9 protein-coding genes are annotated in these 14,955 nt (G+C 52.9%); 3 read left to right on the top strand and 6 right to left on the bottom strand.

Going from position 1 to position 14,955, the window contains the following annotated elements; all coding sequences use genetic code 11:
• Nucleotides 1–123 precede the first annotated feature (123 nt).
• The 4 genes from CRP01_RS13050 to CRP01_RS13035 form a co-directional block, all read right to left on the bottom strand.
• Nucleotides 124–2,586 carry an outer membrane beta-barrel family protein gene (locus tag CRP01_RS13050; protein WP_099150501.1) on the bottom strand — a complete coding sequence of 821 codons (2,463 nt, stop codon included), beginning with the start codon at nucleotides 2,584–2,586 and terminating at the stop codon, nucleotides 124–126.
• A 258-nt stretch (nucleotides 2,587–2,844) separates the two neighbouring features.
• The gene (porY, locus tag CRP01_RS13045; protein WP_099150500.1) at nucleotides 2,845–4,104 is read right to left on the bottom strand and encodes a sensor histidine kinase; all 1,260 of its coding nucleotides are present in this window, start codon (nucleotides 4,102–4,104) and stop codon (nucleotides 2,845–2,847) included.
• A 96-nt stretch (nucleotides 4,105–4,200) separates the two neighbouring features.
• A complete protein-coding gene (locus tag CRP01_RS13040; protein ID WP_099150499.1) occupies nucleotides 4,201–4,875 on the bottom strand; it encodes a response regulator transcription factor in 675 nt (224 codons plus the stop codon).
• Between the two features lie 284 nt (nucleotides 4,876–5,159).
• Nucleotides 5,160–8,621 (bottom strand): PVC-type heme-binding CxxCH protein, encoded by a 3,462-nt coding sequence (locus CRP01_RS13035; protein ID WP_143473375.1) that lies wholly within the window; start codon nucleotides 8,619–8,621, stop codon nucleotides 5,160–5,162.
• A 216-nt stretch (nucleotides 8,622–8,837) separates the two neighbouring features.
• Between CRP01_RS13035 and CRP01_RS13030 the strand changes: the two genes are divergently transcribed.
• A complete protein-coding gene (locus CRP01_RS13030) occupies nucleotides 8,838–9,719 on the top strand; it encodes a carbon-nitrogen hydrolase family protein (RefSeq protein WP_099150497.1) in 882 nt (293 codons plus the stop codon).
• Between the two features lie 190 nt (nucleotides 9,720–9,909).
• Nucleotides 9,910–10,545, top strand: coding sequence for a class I SAM-dependent methyltransferase (locus CRP01_RS13025; RefSeq protein WP_099150496.1), 636 nt, complete (start codon nucleotides 9,910–9,912; stop codon nucleotides 10,543–10,545).
• Between the two features lie 368 nt (nucleotides 10,546–10,913).
• On the opposite strand, the gene CRP01_RS13020 is transcribed toward CRP01_RS13025, so the two are convergent.
• Nucleotides 10,914–11,951 carry a sensor histidine kinase gene (locus CRP01_RS13020; protein ID WP_099150720.1) on the bottom strand — a complete coding sequence of 346 codons (1,038 nt, stop codon included), beginning with the start codon at nucleotides 11,949–11,951 and terminating at the stop codon, nucleotides 10,914–10,916.
• Between the two features lie 619 nt (nucleotides 11,952–12,570).
• Here CRP01_RS13020 and CRP01_RS13010 point away from each other — a divergent pair.
• Nucleotides 12,571–14,268 carry an AMP-binding protein gene (locus CRP01_RS13010; RefSeq protein ID WP_099150494.1) on the top strand — a complete coding sequence of 566 codons (1,698 nt, stop codon included), beginning with the start codon at nucleotides 12,571–12,573 and terminating at the stop codon, nucleotides 14,266–14,268.
• A 197-nt stretch (nucleotides 14,269–14,465) separates the two neighbouring features.
• On the opposite strand, the gene CRP01_RS13005 is transcribed toward CRP01_RS13010, so the two are convergent.
• Nucleotides 14,466–14,903, bottom strand: a complete 438-nt coding sequence (locus CRP01_RS13005; RefSeq protein ID WP_099150493.1) for a hypothetical protein — start codon at nucleotides 14,901–14,903, stop codon at nucleotides 14,466–14,468.
• Nucleotides 14,904–14,955 lie beyond the last annotated feature (52 nt).

Raw genomic sequence — 14,955 nt, 5'->3', positions numbered from 1 at the left:
GCCAGGTAGTTTAAGTGTATAAATGGGTTGAGTGAGTACTTGTCGTTGTTGTTGTAATTGATGAAATAGTTGTTAATAGTGATGGAGCCTGGCGGTTAACCATCCAGGCTCCCTTGTTTTCGTTTAAAACTGACCGTCGCCGCCGTCAAAGTCCTGTCCGTCACGGCCGCCTTCCCGGTCACCGCGCTTGCGCTGGCTTTGGTTGAGGCGGTAGCTGAAGTTAAGACTTACCGAGCGGGGGCGTCTCTGGTGGATCCCTTCGGAGAAGAAATTTTCACCGTAGTTGGAATACCGGTATTTCTGGGAGTTGAACGCATCGTTAAGGCTCAGCGTCAGGGTTCCTTTGCCGCGCAGTACTTCCCGGCTCAGGGCCAGGTCTACGTAAGACATGGATTTGCGATCACCCTGTGCGGTTTGTTGCGGAGCCCGGTAGTTGAGGCGCAACTGCACATCCAGCTTTTTCCAGATTGTCATCCGGGAATTGATCCGTCCGAACCAGCTGAAAGCATCCCGTACATAGCTTTGGTTCAGGTTACTTCCGTCTACACTGGAATGGAAGGCGTTCACACTGGCATCCATGCGCAGCCATTTCGCCGGATCGGCGGAAAAGATGAATTCCAGGCCTATTGCGTCTTCGGTGGCCAGGTTTTCCGGCTGGCGTACGGTGATCAGATCCCCGTTCTCCTCCTGTTGCAGGGTTTGGATCCGTTGGATCAGACCATTCGTATGCCGGTAATAAATATTGGAGCTCAGACTGGCGTTGTTAAAATATTTGATGTGGCCGATCTCGTATACATCCGTAAACTCCGGATTCAGATTGGGGTTACCCCGGAAAATGTTCCGGGCGTCGGAGAAGGTGAAAAAGGGATTCAGATCCCAGAAACGTGGTCTTCTCAGGCGACGGGAGTAACTGATCTGCACATTGTTTCCTTCGGATAATTCGTAGGTAAAGTGCGCACTCGGGAAAAAGTTGGTATAGGTGCGGTCGTTGCGCTCTCCGGTCTGTAACAGTTCCGTGAGTACATCCGATACCTCCATCCGCAGACCGAACTGGTAAGAGAAACGGCCCGGTTTGTTACCGAGGATCGCGTAAATAGCGTGGATGTTCTCGTCGTAATTGAAATCATTACTCAGATTGGGCAGGGTTCCCCATACGTCATCGGCAAATTCTTCCACCAGATAGTCGTTGTCGATCTGGCGGAAAGAACCGCGGTAACCGAATTCGAGTTTACCTTCTCTTCCGATCGGCTGGATGTAATCCGTTTGCAGCAGCAAGCTTTTTTCGCCCTCTTCGTTGTAGGAACGCTGCAGCAGATCGGGAGTGGTGAGCGGAGAGAAATCCGACTCGAAGAAGGTCTCCCGGTAATCGGCATCTTCCGATTCGGTGCTTTGCCGGTACTGTACACTGGCCAGCAGTTCCTGACCATCTTTTTTGAAAGTCCGCTTGTAGTTCAGGGCGTATTCGAGATTGGGCTCTTTTTCCAGTTCATCCTGAGTACGGACGGTAATGCCCGTCAGGTTATCCGGGTAGGAGTTCAGGTAATCATAGTATTCGATCCGGGATTCGTTGTTGTCCCGGCCGTTCCGGTAATTGAACGATGCCGTCAGGGTATTGCGGTCGTTCAGGAAGTAATCCGCTCCCATCCGGACACTGTTGGAATACCCACCGCGATTGCGATCTCCGAGTACTTCCACGATATTGGTCTGGCCATCCTGCACGAACTCCTGGTACTGGTTACTGATACCCGGGCCGCGACGATAGCGAAAACCGTAATTGGTAAAGAAGTTGATCTTTTTCTTGCGGTAATTCAGGTTAATACCGGCTCCGTAGTTGGCTGGAGCGCCGGCACGCAGATCAAAGGATCCGTTCAGGCCTTCTTTGCGTTCCTTTTTCAGGATGATATTGATGATACCGGTCATACCTTCCGCCTCGTAGCGGGCGGAGGGGTTGGTGATGACCTCTACTTTTTCGATCATATCGGCACCCAGAGACTGGAGGCCGTTGGCTCCACGTACACCCACCAGGCCGGAAGGCTTTCCGTCTACCAGAATGCGCACACCTTCACTGCCGCGCAGGCTCACATTACCTTCTACATCCACGGTAACGGATGGGATGTTATCTAAAACTTCGGAGGCACTACCGCTGGTACTGGCCAAATCTTTACCTACGTTGAATACCTTTTTGTCCATGGCCATTTGCAGCGTACTCTTCTCGGCCCGGACTTCAATTTCCTGTAATACGGTAGCGTCCGTGCTCAGCGTGACCATGCCCATGTCAACGGTGCTGTTGGCTGCTGAAACTTCAAAACCATCACTCCAGATGGAACGATAGGAAATGAAATCAACCTTGATCATGTATTTTCCGAAAGATACCGGGATCTCAAAATTTCCGTCGAGGTCGGTGGTACCTCCGGTGATCATCGCGGTATCGGACTGGGAATAGATGGAAACGGCGGCGAACTGGAGTGGAGTAGTTTCATCCGTATCAAAAACACTTCCGATCACTTTTCCCTGTGCGGAAGCAAACTGGATGCCAATGAGTAAAAATAAAAAGGCTATTATAAGCCGTAGTACAGAATCCTTCATGGAATGGGTTCGTTGTTGAGTGATTTAAACTTGGTGTTACTAATGCAGTGATTTCTTGATGCAAAATTAAGTAGTAAACCTATGGGGACTTTGAGGGAATTTTGAAGGAATTCTGATTTTTGGATAAATTCTAAAGTAATTGCGAGGACTGATCCAGGATGCAGTCCTCATTTTCAGCAGATTATCGATTTTGCTGAATTTTGTAGTGAAATAAGATTTCCCGGTTCCGGGATCATTTTTACCCGCCTGTGGCCGGCACTAATTGAAGGTCACCTGTAAATGGTGGGTTTCGTTTTCGTAATCGTAGGTCACGGACCAGTCGCTGGCCTCGGTGATCTTCTTTACGATGGATAACCCCAGCCCCAGGGATCCGCCACTCTGATTGCCTTTCCGGAAGCGTTCGAATAATTTGCCGGGGTCGATGCTGGGCGGTGCACCGGAATTTTTGACCGACAAATGATCGGCACTCAGCTCCAGGCTGATCCAGCCGCCGGGCGTATTGTGTTGAATGGCATTTTTGATCAGGTTGGAAACGAGGATTTCGGCCAGCGAGCTTTCAATGGGGAGCTGTACGCCGGGCGTAACCTTCGATTCGAGTTGGATCTCTTTGAGTTCGGCCAGCTCCCGGTAGTATTCAATGGAATTTTCCACCAGTTTGGAGAAATCGATATTCTGGGACACCGAAAACTCCTGGTTCTCGATCTTGCTCAGCAGCGTCAGGCTGTGGCCAATACTGGAGAGCCGGGAGATCGCCTGGTAGGCGCCCTGGATCAGACCGGCCTGTTCCTCGTCCAGTTCCGGTGCTTCCAGCATCAATTCCAGCTTGCCCTTGGCTACGGCGATCGGCGTCTGCATCTCGTGGGAAGCATTCTCGGTGAACTCCTTCAGCGAGCGGTAATCCCGCTGGGCCTTATCCGTCATGCTCCGTAGGAAACTGTTCAGTTGGTTAAACTCCCGGGTGCTGGTTTCCGGTACCTCTAATCCGCTGGTGTTTTTCAGGTTGAAACTCGAAAGCCGGTCCAGCAATTTGGTGAACGGTTTGAAGAGCCAGCGGGAGATCAGAATACTGCCCAGGATCACGGAGGCGGTGAGAAACAGGAACAGGCGGGAAAGCACCCCTACCACCCCCTCGTACATGTCGTCCACCTCGATCAGGACGTCCGTAATGCTGATGCGGTAGTACGTATCGTCGATCTTTTTGATCTTGGTCAGATTGCGGTGCGGTTCCAGCCGCCGCAGATTAAAATGTTCGGCAATGGTATCTTTATAGTGGGCCATGGTATCCGGCCAGTTGGCGCCCAAAAGCGGGGTGATGATCACTTTTTCGTTATCCAGCGCTTCGATGGATTTTCCGGCCCGGATCCCCTTTACGGTTGCTTTAAAGGTTTCGTCCAGATACCAGTCGGTTTCCAGCTGGACCTCCTCCACCACCATCTGGTAAGTGATGATCCCGCCGACCCCAAAAACCAGCAGCGCAACAACCAGGAAAAGTAAAGTAGCCTTAGTCAGTAATCTCATTCGTTTAGGAGTGAAGACCGGCGAAAAAATAAGATTGGAGCGGGGGGAAAGGGCGGCCAAAAGCGCGATCCATCCCTGAGTGCTCCCTCTTTTTCGTCAATCCGTAAATTTATAACCCATGCCGTAAATGGTTTTAATGTAATCATTACCCTGGGCGGAGGTCATCTTTTTTCGCAAATTCTTGATGTGTTGGTAGACGAAGTCAAAAGAATCCAGAAAATCCACATTATCTCCCCAAAGGTGTTCGGCGATACTCTGCTTGGTGAGCACCCGCTTCTTATTGGTAATAAAGAAGAGGAGCAACTCAAACTCCTTTACCGTCAGCGGCAGTTGTTCATCACCCACCCAGGCTTCCATGGTATCGGGATCGAGACGCACCTCATTAAAAACGACGTCGTTCCGTCCGTCCATCATCCGGCGACGGAAGATGGCTTTTAGTCTGGCCTGCAATTCCGGTAAATGAAAGGGCTTGGTGAGATAGTCATCCGCTCCGAGTTCGAGGCCGGTTACCCGGTCGTCCAGAGCATTTTTCGCGGACAGGATCAATACGCCGGTATTGGAATTTTCCTGTTTCAGGATCCGGAGCAGGTTAAGCCCGTCACCATCCGGCAGCATGATGTCCAGTAATACCACATCGTAGGAAAAGCTGCTGATCTTATCGCTGGCTTCCCAGAATGTGGAGGCTACTTCACAAATGAAGCCGCCGTTCGTCAAATACGCATTGACGTTTTCCGATAGTTCCTTTTCGTCTTCTACGATTAATACCTTCATTCCTGGCAAATGTATGGCATAATTCTGAACGAAATTTGAAGAGAAGTGGTAGGAATTTGGAAGATTGCAAGTTGAGTAATAGGGAATTCGAAAAATAGGGGCCTGGAAAAAAGAGTATACCAGGGATGGTAGCGCCGGGCCGGAGTGAGACTTTACCGCATTCCCGGGCCTATGCAAAATGGAAGGAGGTTGGGGCGTACTCAATGACGCCCCAACCTCCTAAAATCGTTCGGAATTCCGTAATTCAGGATCCTTCAATCTCTAAACTTACTAAGGCCCGATCATCAGGTCGGATCACCCAGCGAAACGAGGAAGGCCACCAGATCCCGCAGTTCTTCGCGTTCCATGATGGCACCCATAGCCGGCATACTGGAGGCGGCATCGATCCGCTCGGTTACCTTCGATTTATCGATCCTTTGCGGACTTTCATCGCCCACCTGAATGACGAGCTGCTGGTCGTTCTCTTCTTTGAGAATACCGCTCACCGTTTTGCCGTCGGACAGTGTGAGTACCACTACACCGTAGCCCGGCGCGATACGGGCGCTGGGCGCCACCAGGGAGCGGAGCAGTTCCTCCCGGTCGTATTTGGCGCCGATACCGGCCAGCAACGGTCCTACGTCGCTACCTTCTCCCGGCTCCAGCGAGTGACAGCGCACACACTGGGAAGTTTCATGACTGAGGAAGATATTGCGTCCCCGCCAGGGATTACCGCCTTCCAGGGCATCGCGGTACTGGGCAACCACATCTTCCGGATCGAGGCTTTTGCGGTAGGTTTCCATTTTTTCGAGTAGTTCCGGCAGCTCACTTTCTTCAATAGCTTCCGTCAGTTCCAGTTGGATGCCCGGAGGCAGATCACCCGCCGTGAGTTTATCCAGCAAACTGTTGAGGAGCGGTTTGGTCTTTTCGATGGGCAGTTCCGACAAGCCGCGCAGGGCCTGTTGCTGCTCCCGGATCGTTGCTTTTTCCAGAACGATACTGAAAAGGTCGATGAGCTCATCCGCCGGAATATCCTGCTCGGAAACCAGGCGCAGGGCGTTTACCCGCACATCTCTTTCCTGATCATCCAGTGCGAAACGGATAGCCGAAATGGATTGGTCCGCTTCCAGGTCCGCAAGGGCCTGCAGGGCCGCGATCCGTACATCTTTATCCTTGTGGTTCTGGACCATGTCGAACAGTTGGGGCGCAAACTCTCCGAGTTTCGCTTTACCGGCCGCTTCGGCGCCGGCAGCCTGCAGGGCAACGTTCTTATCCGCAAAAAGCGTGGGAATGATCGGCTTCAGGGCTGCCTGTACGGGCGCCAGGTCCCGTTCTACGGGTCCCCGCAAACGACCGTCCACGCGGTCCAGTACCGACGGTTTGGCCCAAACACCCAGCGTGGCGATCGCTTCGGCCCGCATGGTCTCCGGTACGCCCTGCTTGGTGGCGTAGGTGGAGAGGGTCTTCAGATTCTCTTCTTTACCTACCCGCAGGTTGGCGTTGATCGCCCGGCGGATCAGCGCCTCGTTGGTAAAGCTGGTGGTACCGAGCAGGCGGGCCAGATCGGGCAGCGCCTCCGGAATGGAGAAATCATCGTTGATGGCGCGGGCCGCTTCGGTTACGATATATTCATCCTGATCCTTGAGGAATTCGCGGATACCGGGTTCTTTCATCCGGCGCAGGGCCACTACCGCCGCGATCCGCAGCGCGCGACTGTTATTATTGGAAAGGGCCAGTACCGGGGCGGCATCACCGATGCGGGCCAGGGCCAGCGCTCCGGCGTGGCGCAGGTAAGCGTCCTCGTCGTTATTGTTGCCCAGCATTTCAATGATGCTCGGGATAGCCGGTTTGTGGGCGATCCGGCCCAGCGCTTCGGTAGCGTAGAACCGTACCCGGGGCGCTTCGTTGTTCACAAGTGGAATGAGCGATTCGGCAGCAGGAGCATAACGTACATCACCGATGATCTTCGCGGCCTGGGCCCGGATCTCCGGATCGGCATCCTGCAGGAGTCCCTGCAGCGGTTCGGCGTAATCGGCGTTTTTGGCCGCCAGTTGACCGATACCCCAGATCCCGTGGATGCGGGCCAGTTGCTCATCGCTGTTCTGGGACGCCTTAACGAATACGGTATTGCCGTCATCACCGCGTTTGGCCAGCTCGAACTGGGCCTTCAGGCGGATCCGGCGATCTACGTGCGCCAGCAATTCACCGAGCTCCGCCGGAGTACGCCCGGAAAAGTCCGCTTCGATCAACTGCTGTACTTCCTTACGAATGGGCGAATCCACCTGGGTAGGATCATCCAGTTTCCAGACCCGGCCGATGCCTTTGGTGCCCCAGCCTTCCATCCAGTCGGAAAAATACAGGGCGCCGTCCGGGCCCATATCCATACCGGTAGCCAGTACGCCGTTGATCACGGTGCGCTCGTCCTTGAAATCGAAAGTAGCACCTTTGGGGTCGAGACGGAAACCGTAGATATTAGCCCGCGCCGGAGAACCCGGGAATTCTACGACCAGGAAGTTCTTCTTAAAGCTGTCGTTCAGACCAGTACCTGGGTAGTAGACCATACCAGTCGGCCCGTTGTGGTAGTTGCGGATACAGGGCGTGATGTAAGCTGCCTGTCCTTCAAAACGGGGCTTATACAGGCCTTCGTCCATCCACACCTTATAACTGTTGTTGTCCGGATCGGTGTATTTGCCGAACTGCCAGTTGATCCGCCAGCCGGTGTCCGAACCGTTTACGATGTGTACCAGTCGCTCGCTTTCTCCGGGGTGGTCCCCGTCGTTGTCTACACTGATGAGGTTGCCGTAGTCGTCGAATACGAACTCGTGGGTATTCCGCAGACCGGCCGCAAAAACCTCAAAATCGCTGCCGTCCGGATTGGCGCGGCAGATAACCCCCTGGTTGGGGTACATCCAGTGTTTACCGGACCGGTCGGTTACATTCATACCGATATCGCCGATGCCCCAGTAGATCTTGCCGTCGGGACCGTAGGTGACGCCGGACATCCCGTGGGCGCCAAAGCCGATGTGCATCTGATAGCCATGGGCCAGGGAGAATTTGGTGTCCGCCATGCCGTCACCGTCCGTATCGGTATACCGCCACAGATCCGGAGCCTGGGCCATGTAGACATCTCCACCGAATGGCAGCACACCGCCGGCAACGTCGGTCACCTCCGTGTGCGGACTCTCTACAAATACCCGGGACAGGTCGGCTACGCCGTCACCGTCGCGGTCTTCCAGACGCAGGATCTGGTCCCGCTCCACGGTGAGGTCTTTCCAGTCGTGACTGCCGTCACCGTTGAGGTCTTCGAGCCATTCGTTCTCTTCACTCTTTTCGGGAGCGAAGGTTGTTCTCAGGAATTCGCGGCGATCTTCCACACTCTGGAGGGAGATGGAAGCCGTCATCCAGTCGCGATGGCCGCGGATATCAAATTCGGAATTTTTTTGCCGTACGGCGCGGGTGACGTAGGCCCGTCCCTGCTCGTCCATCTTGAGGGCAATGGGGTCCGGTGAGAGCGAATCGGAAGCCCAGAGGCTCAGTTCCAATCCGTCGAGGATCTTAACGGCGGGATAGTTTTCCCGGATCTCGCGGGCCTGGGCTGCGGCAGCAGCCGGATCCAGTTCCACCACGTGCGGCGTGAATTCGATATCGTCCCCATCCTCTTCTACGCTGGGTGTTTCCGTGTTCTGGCAGCCGGTATAGGCCAGTGCCGCGAGGCCCAGCAGGCACCAGAGCATGGTATTTTTTAATGAAAATGCTGTGTTGCGTTGCACAATAGATAATTTAAAGTTGGTGTAAAAAAATCGTCCATCGTCTATCCTCCGGTCGCAGTTCCCTAAGGTGCCGGTTTGCGGTTGCAAAAAATGGAATACATTACTCGAAAGATTGCAGGGATTCAGTGATCGTCCGGAATTTTAGATCGCAAACGAATAACCGGCCGGTTCGATCCGGAAGACTTACGATTTCAAGTGGTAAATTTACAGGAAAAAATGAAAGTCGCAGTAGTGCAGGCTGCCGGGATATTATTTGATCTGACGTCCGGCCTGCAGAAAATGGAAAAACTGGTGGCGGAGGCAGCCAATGCCGGGGCCCGCCTGATCCTCTTTCCCGAAGCATTTCTGGGCGGGTATCCGCGGGGACTGAGTTTCGGGACGGTAGTTGGAAGTCGCTCGCCCGGTGGTCGGGATCAGTGGTACGATTACTGGCAGCACAGTCTGGAAATTCCGGGTCCGGAGATCGATCAGATCGGTACCTGGGCGGCCCGGCATCAGGTTTATCTGGTGGCCGGCATTATCGAGCGGGACCGCAGCGGCAGTACCCTGTACTGTAGCGTAGCCTACTGGGGTCCGGACGGAGGGTTGCTCCATCGGCACCGAAAGCTGAAACCTACGGCTGCCGAACGGCTGATCTGGGGCGAAGGCGACGGAACCGACCTGCAGGTACTGGAAACGCCGCTTGGCCGGATGGGGGGACTGATCTGTTGGGAGAACTACATGCCGATGGCCCGAATGGCGCTCTACGAACAGGGCGTGCAACTCTATCTGGCCCCAACGGCGGATGCACGGGAAACCTGGCAGGCCAGCATGCGCCACATTGCCTGCGAGGGGCGTTGCTACGTGCTGGCCTGCAACCAGTACGTGGAGCGCTCGGATTATCCGGAACCTTACCGGGCGGAAATTGCCGATCTGCCGGAAGTGCTGTGCCGGGGCGGCAGTGTGATCGTCGATCCGCTGGGGCAGGTCGTTGCCGGTCCGCTCTGGGACGAGGAAGGGATCCTGTACGCCGATCTCGATCTGCGGGAAGTGGCCAAAGGCAAGCTGGATTTCGATGTAGTGGGGCATTACGCCCGTCGGGATGTGTTTGGGAGATGAAGTTTCCCTGTTTAATTCCCTGGTAGTAAACGGACGCCTTTGGAACTGACCGAAGCGCTTGAACCCGAAGCGAGACCGGCATAGCGTATCAGGATCAATTATCGATCCACCGGGGCTTTCCATCTATAAGTTTTGTCGGTTCCAATTACCGGAAGCATTATGTGGATCCATAAAAGATCAGGATCAAGGTATGAACATCACCCAAAAGGAGGAAAAATTCTGGGATCGCCTGGCGGGCAGGTTTGACCGCAACCCGGAAAGTATAAATAGCGCCGCGGCCGACAAGGCCAAACCGTGGCTTCGCCCCGGAGATCAGGTGCTCGATTTCGGATGTGCCACCGGTACGGTAAGTTGCGCTGTCGCTCCGTCGGTCGGTAAAGTGCTGGGCATTGATATCTCATCCAAAATGATCGAGTTCGCCCGGGAAAAAGCGGAGCGGTTTCAAATCGAAAATGTAGATTTCCAAAAATCCAGTTTATTCGACCAGCGGCTGGAGCACGGCACTTTCGACCTGGTCCTGGCGTTCAATGTGCTTCACCTGATCCCGGATACCCGGGCTATCCTGCGGAGAACGCATGCTCTGCTCAAACCGGGCGGTTTATTCATTTCTCTAACGACCTGCATGGGAAACCGGACCCTGACCAATACCCTGCTGTATCTGGCTTTTCAACCGTTGATCAAATTCGGTGCTATGCCGTTTCTCCACTTCTTTAAGCGGGAAGCCTTGGAAGAAGCCGTTATTAAGGAGGGATTTCAAATGGTGGAACAGGAAGCCTGGCCGGGGAAGGCGAGTTGTTTTTTAGTGTCGCGTAAGCTGGGGAGTTAGCAGAGAGGATCGGAGTAACGAATAATGATGCAAGATCTAACTTCGACTTCAGCATTCTCAAGGATAGGATTCAGTGCCTTCGCAAAGCTGTAATCTACTTTTGAAACGTACTATCGTAAAACGGATGTCCTAAATTCGCTCTTTGCATTCGCCGTCTCACTTGCTGGAGGAATCCCCTTTTATCATCGGGGCGATGCCCTTATCCGGATCAGCGGCCTAGCTGCAAAAAAAATTGGTAGATCAGCAAGGGTTTTACCGCGAAGGGCGTAGCCCTGGCTATGGATTGATCTGGAATGTCCGTTTTCCTATTCTATTTACCGGACCCAACATAAAATGCTAAAGCCAACCACTATTTACGAATAAACGGATTATTTCCATTCTCTGGTAGTTCTTTCCAACTGACATCTCAATTCCACTATATATTCTGTTTCCCGCTGCTCAATCTGCAATTGGTGGTCATCCGGATAGATCAGTTCCAGTCGCTTTTTGACGTTCTCGATGCCGATACCGTGGGAAACGCGGTCCTGATTGGACTGCGGCAGGTAGGAATTTTTACACACAAAAGTCAACTCTCCGCCATCGGATAATTGTATATGGATATCGATCTCGATGTTACTGGCCTGACTGGCGGTACTGTGCTTGAAGGCATTCTCCACAAAAACGATGAGAATCAGGGGCGCGATGCGGTAGCTGCCGGAGTACGGCTCGGCGTGAAAACGCACCGTGCCGCGCTCCTCGATCTGTAATTCGCTGAGCTTGACAAAATTATGGAGTTGTTCGATCTCTTTGGACAGCATTACGTAGGCTTCCCGGCATTCATAAAGCATGTACCGCAGAACGGACGACAGTTCGAGGATGATCTCCGGGGTCTTCGGGGAGTTCTCGATGGCGTAGGAATAGAGGTTATTGAGATTATTGAAGAGAAAATGGGGATTGATCTGCGATTTGAGGAACTGCAGTTCACTTTCTTTAACCGCTGCTTTGAGCTCGTCTACTTCCCGTTGTTTGCCGATGGCGTCCCAGGCGAATTTGAAACCGGACAGGATCGTGATCACCGGGAGGGTTTCCAGCAGGCTATAAAATACACCGGGAAAACTTCTTCCCCGGGTATCGGGAAAATAGATCTTCTCCAGCACCAGTTCCTCCATGATAATGACCCCGGCCATAATAAGGGCCACGAAAAGGAAAAAAGCAAAATACTGCTTCCGGTAAAAAAAGCGGGGGAGCAGTACGTAGTTGATAATAAAGGCCGCTACGGCGTAATTCAGGAAAAAAATGATCTGTTGGGGAGTGATCTGCGGATTGTCTTTGTCGAATGAGTAGAAGCTAAACACCAGTAAGTGCAATCCGATCTGGAAAAGGATCTCACTGTAAGTTATGTTGGTTCCCCTGATTGATCTAGCCATCTGCCAAAGATACGTGATCGTGCTAAAACCCAAAATCCAATTTTCCCAGCGGCCGGGTTTTAGCTTTCAACAACACTTTGACGCTTGCGGGGATAAAGTATGCCGGTCACCGGTTTAATCCTGTCGTTGGGAGAAATCATTGATATTTTTCGGGCGGAGACCGTTAAATTGTAGCGCAATAAACAGGACCCCGGTCCGGGCGGAACGCGGCAACTCCTTTTCGGTTTCGCTGCGGCCCGTTGTCGCTGGATCGCATCCGGAAGGATGAATTTTTCTTCGCCGGGATGGAGTATTGCTCCAGGGTAAATAATTCCCTGTGAGGATCTGATTAGTAAAAAAGTCTGCGGTACTTCGGTGCCGTTCCGATAAAGAATTTTGTTTCATATACTACTTGCTTGGGCTCACTTCGGCAGAACGGAGTGGGCACTTTTTTGTCCAAAAGAAGCGCGCAGGACAAAAAAAAGGCAGTGTCCAATAAATTGGATCACCGCCAAAAGAGCCCCAATATAATTCTTATTTATATTCATTTTTTGAACTCGGTAAATCAGTGTGAAGTTCGCCGAATAGTATTTTTTTTAATATTTTTATTTCCATAGCCTGGCCAAATAGATACCAAATTATGGAAATCAAACACTTCTTTGAAGCTTCTATTGAAGCTATCCGCAGGAAGGAATTTAGTGCATTAGATCAGCTCCAACTCGACAAACCTGCCGCCTTCAATTGGGTGGAAGATATCTTCTATCCCCTCAATGTCCGCGAGAACGGTGATGGGCAGGCCCTGATCTGGACGTACCAGGATCGGGAACGCATCTTCAGTTTTCGCGACATGTACGTTTTGTCCAATCAACTCATCAATTTTCTACGGAAACACGGCTGCGACCGGGGAGATCGCATCTACACCGTACTGCCCCTCATTCCCGAGAACTGGATCAGCTTTCTGGCAACTATCAAGGGCGGTTACATCATCATGCCGACGGCGGTCAATCTGACTAGGGACGATATGGTATACCGCTTTCGCTCCCTGTTGCCGGAGGTGATGATCGCCCAATCGGCCAATGCGGAACTGATCGATGCGGCGGAGCGGGAGTTCGGCAGCGGGATCAAACTCAAGATCCTGACCGAAGGCTCGCGCGAAGGTTGGCATAGCTTTGAGGATATCCTGTCCGAAGCCGAAACCGCCGACCCGGCACCCACCCGGGCGGATGATCCCTTTTTGTACTTTTTCACTTCCGGCACTACCGGACTGCCGAAGATCGTGGTGCATACGCATTTCACCTATCCCTTCGGCCACCTGACCACCTCTTCCTGGCTGGGCTGTAGCCGCGGCGATATCCATTACAATATTTCTTCTCCCGGCTGGGCAAAATTTGCCTGGAGTAGTTTCTTCGCCCCCTGGAATACGGGCGCCACCATCTTTGCGAATCAGGTAGACAGTTTTGTCGCCGGTGAGCAACTGGCCGCCATGGAAAAATACGGGGTTACTACTTTTTGCGGTTCGCCGACGGTGATCCGCATGCTGATCCAGGAGGATCTCACCGCTTACCGGCTGAAACTCCGCTCTAGTTGCGCGGCCGGTGAGCCGCTGAATCCGGAAGTGATCACCAAATGGCAGCAGGGGACCGGGGTAAGCATCCGGGATGGTTACGGCCAGACGGAAACCACCGCTCTCGTCTGCAATCTGGAGGGTGAGCCCATCCGGCCGGGGTCTATGGGCAAACCTACTTTCCTGTACGATATCGGGATCTACGACGATTCGGGTCAGGAATTACCGCCTTTGGAAGAAGGCGTGATCTGCGTTAAACTGGACGAAAAGCGCCATAACGGCGTATTCATCGAATACCTCGAAGACCCGGAGCGCACCGCCAAGGTCTTCCGGGGGGATCTGTATTACACCGGCGATAAAGCCTACCGGGACGAAGACGGTTATTTCTGGTTTGTCGGTCGCAATGACGATGTGATCAAGGCCTCGGCCTACCGGATCGGTCCTTTTGAGGTCGAAAGCGTACTGATCGAGCACGAAGCTGTGGTGGAAGCAGCCGTGGTGGCCAGTCCGCACGAACTGCGTGGCTATGCCGTCAAGGCCTTCATCATGTTGCGGGCGGGGGTGAGCCCCAGCCGGGAGCTGGCCGACGATATTTTCGCCTTTACCGAGCAGAAACTCGCAAAATACAAGGTCCCACGGATCATTGAGTTTCCGGATGCCTTACCCAAGACCATCAGCGGCAAGATCCGGCGGGTAGAACTGCGGGCTAACGAAGCTACGGACCGCCTCAATAAAGTGCAAAAAGCCCAGGAGTACTTCCACGCTAAATACTAGAAGCCATCTCAGAAATGTTTTTGATGGTGAAAAAGAGGGATTTTGGAGCCAGATGAGGCGAAAAAACGGAGCATCCGTATGGACGTGACGTTTTTTGCAACGAAATATGGCTCCAAAACCCCCTTTTGTAGGCCAAAGGATATTTTGAGATGGCTTCTATCATCGACAGGTAGAAGGATACGGAGACCAACCGGCGCTTACTGACCATCCTGATCAAGCGGGCGGTAACTCATACCCGCCACGCCCTTATTCAGGCGGGCTTTTATGCGGATCTCTTCCGAATGGGAATTTTTGAGTACTACCTTTTCTTTCCGACCGATGAATACCCGGGCACTGCCCTGCGCCTCCAGCCTGAAACCCTGGGTTTGGGTTTCGGTATTTTTATCCACCGCACTTACCGCCACCGGAAGGCCGCTGGTATTTTTAAGATCCACGCGGAAATTTTGGTTCTCATCGGCACCCAGCACGAATTCCTGTTCTGCCGGAATGTAGATAGTGGCCCGGTTGCTGCTGCAACTTCCGAAAAATAATAGAGCAGTTACCAGGAGGAATACCTGAAGTAAATTGCCGGGGTTCTCCCGACCCAATTTTATAGTAGCGGAAAGATTCCGGTCGCGCTTATCCAATAAATTCATATTTGCGATTTGAAGATGAAACAATACCGCAAATAAAGCGGCCCAGAGCGGT

The organism is Flavilitoribacter nigricans DSM 23189 = NBRC 102662 (assembly GCF_002646595.1).
In the GTDB taxonomy this organism is placed as follows: domain Bacteria; phylum Bacteroidota; class Bacteroidia; order Chitinophagales; family Saprospiraceae; genus Flavilitoribacter; species Flavilitoribacter nigricans.
The sequence above is the reverse complement of the archived record's forward strand: the minus strand, read 5'-3'. Positions and strand labels throughout refer to the sequence as shown.

Coding starts and splice junctions, on each gene's coding strand:
- CRP01_RS13030 (WP_099150497.1), top strand. CDS start 8,838: ATGAAAGTCGCAGTAGTGCAGGCTGCCGGGATATTATTTGATCTGACG.
- CRP01_RS13025 (WP_099150496.1), top strand. CDS start 9,910: ATGAACATCACCCAAAAGGAGGAAAAATTCTGGGATCGCCTGGCGGGC.
- CRP01_RS13010 (WP_099150494.1), top strand. CDS start 12,571: ATGGAAATCAAACACTTCTTTGAAGCTTCTATTGAAGCTATCCGCAGG.
- CRP01_RS13020 (WP_099150720.1), bottom strand. CDS start 11,951: ATGGCTAGATCAATCAGGGGAACCAACATAACTTACAGTGAGATCCTT.
- CRP01_RS13040 (WP_099150499.1), bottom strand. CDS start 4,875: ATGAAGGTATTAATCGTAGAAGACGAAAAGGAACTATCGGAAAACGTC.
- CRP01_RS13050 (WP_099150501.1), bottom strand. CDS start 2,586: ATGAAGGATTCTGTACTACGGCTTATAATAGCCTTTTTATTTTTACTC.
- porY (WP_099150500.1), bottom strand. CDS start 4,104: ATGAGATTACTGACTAAGGCTACTTTACTTTTCCTGGTTGTTGCGCTG.
- CRP01_RS13005 (WP_099150493.1), bottom strand. CDS start 14,903: ATGAATTTATTGGATAAGCGCGACCGGAATCTTTCCGCTACTATAAAA.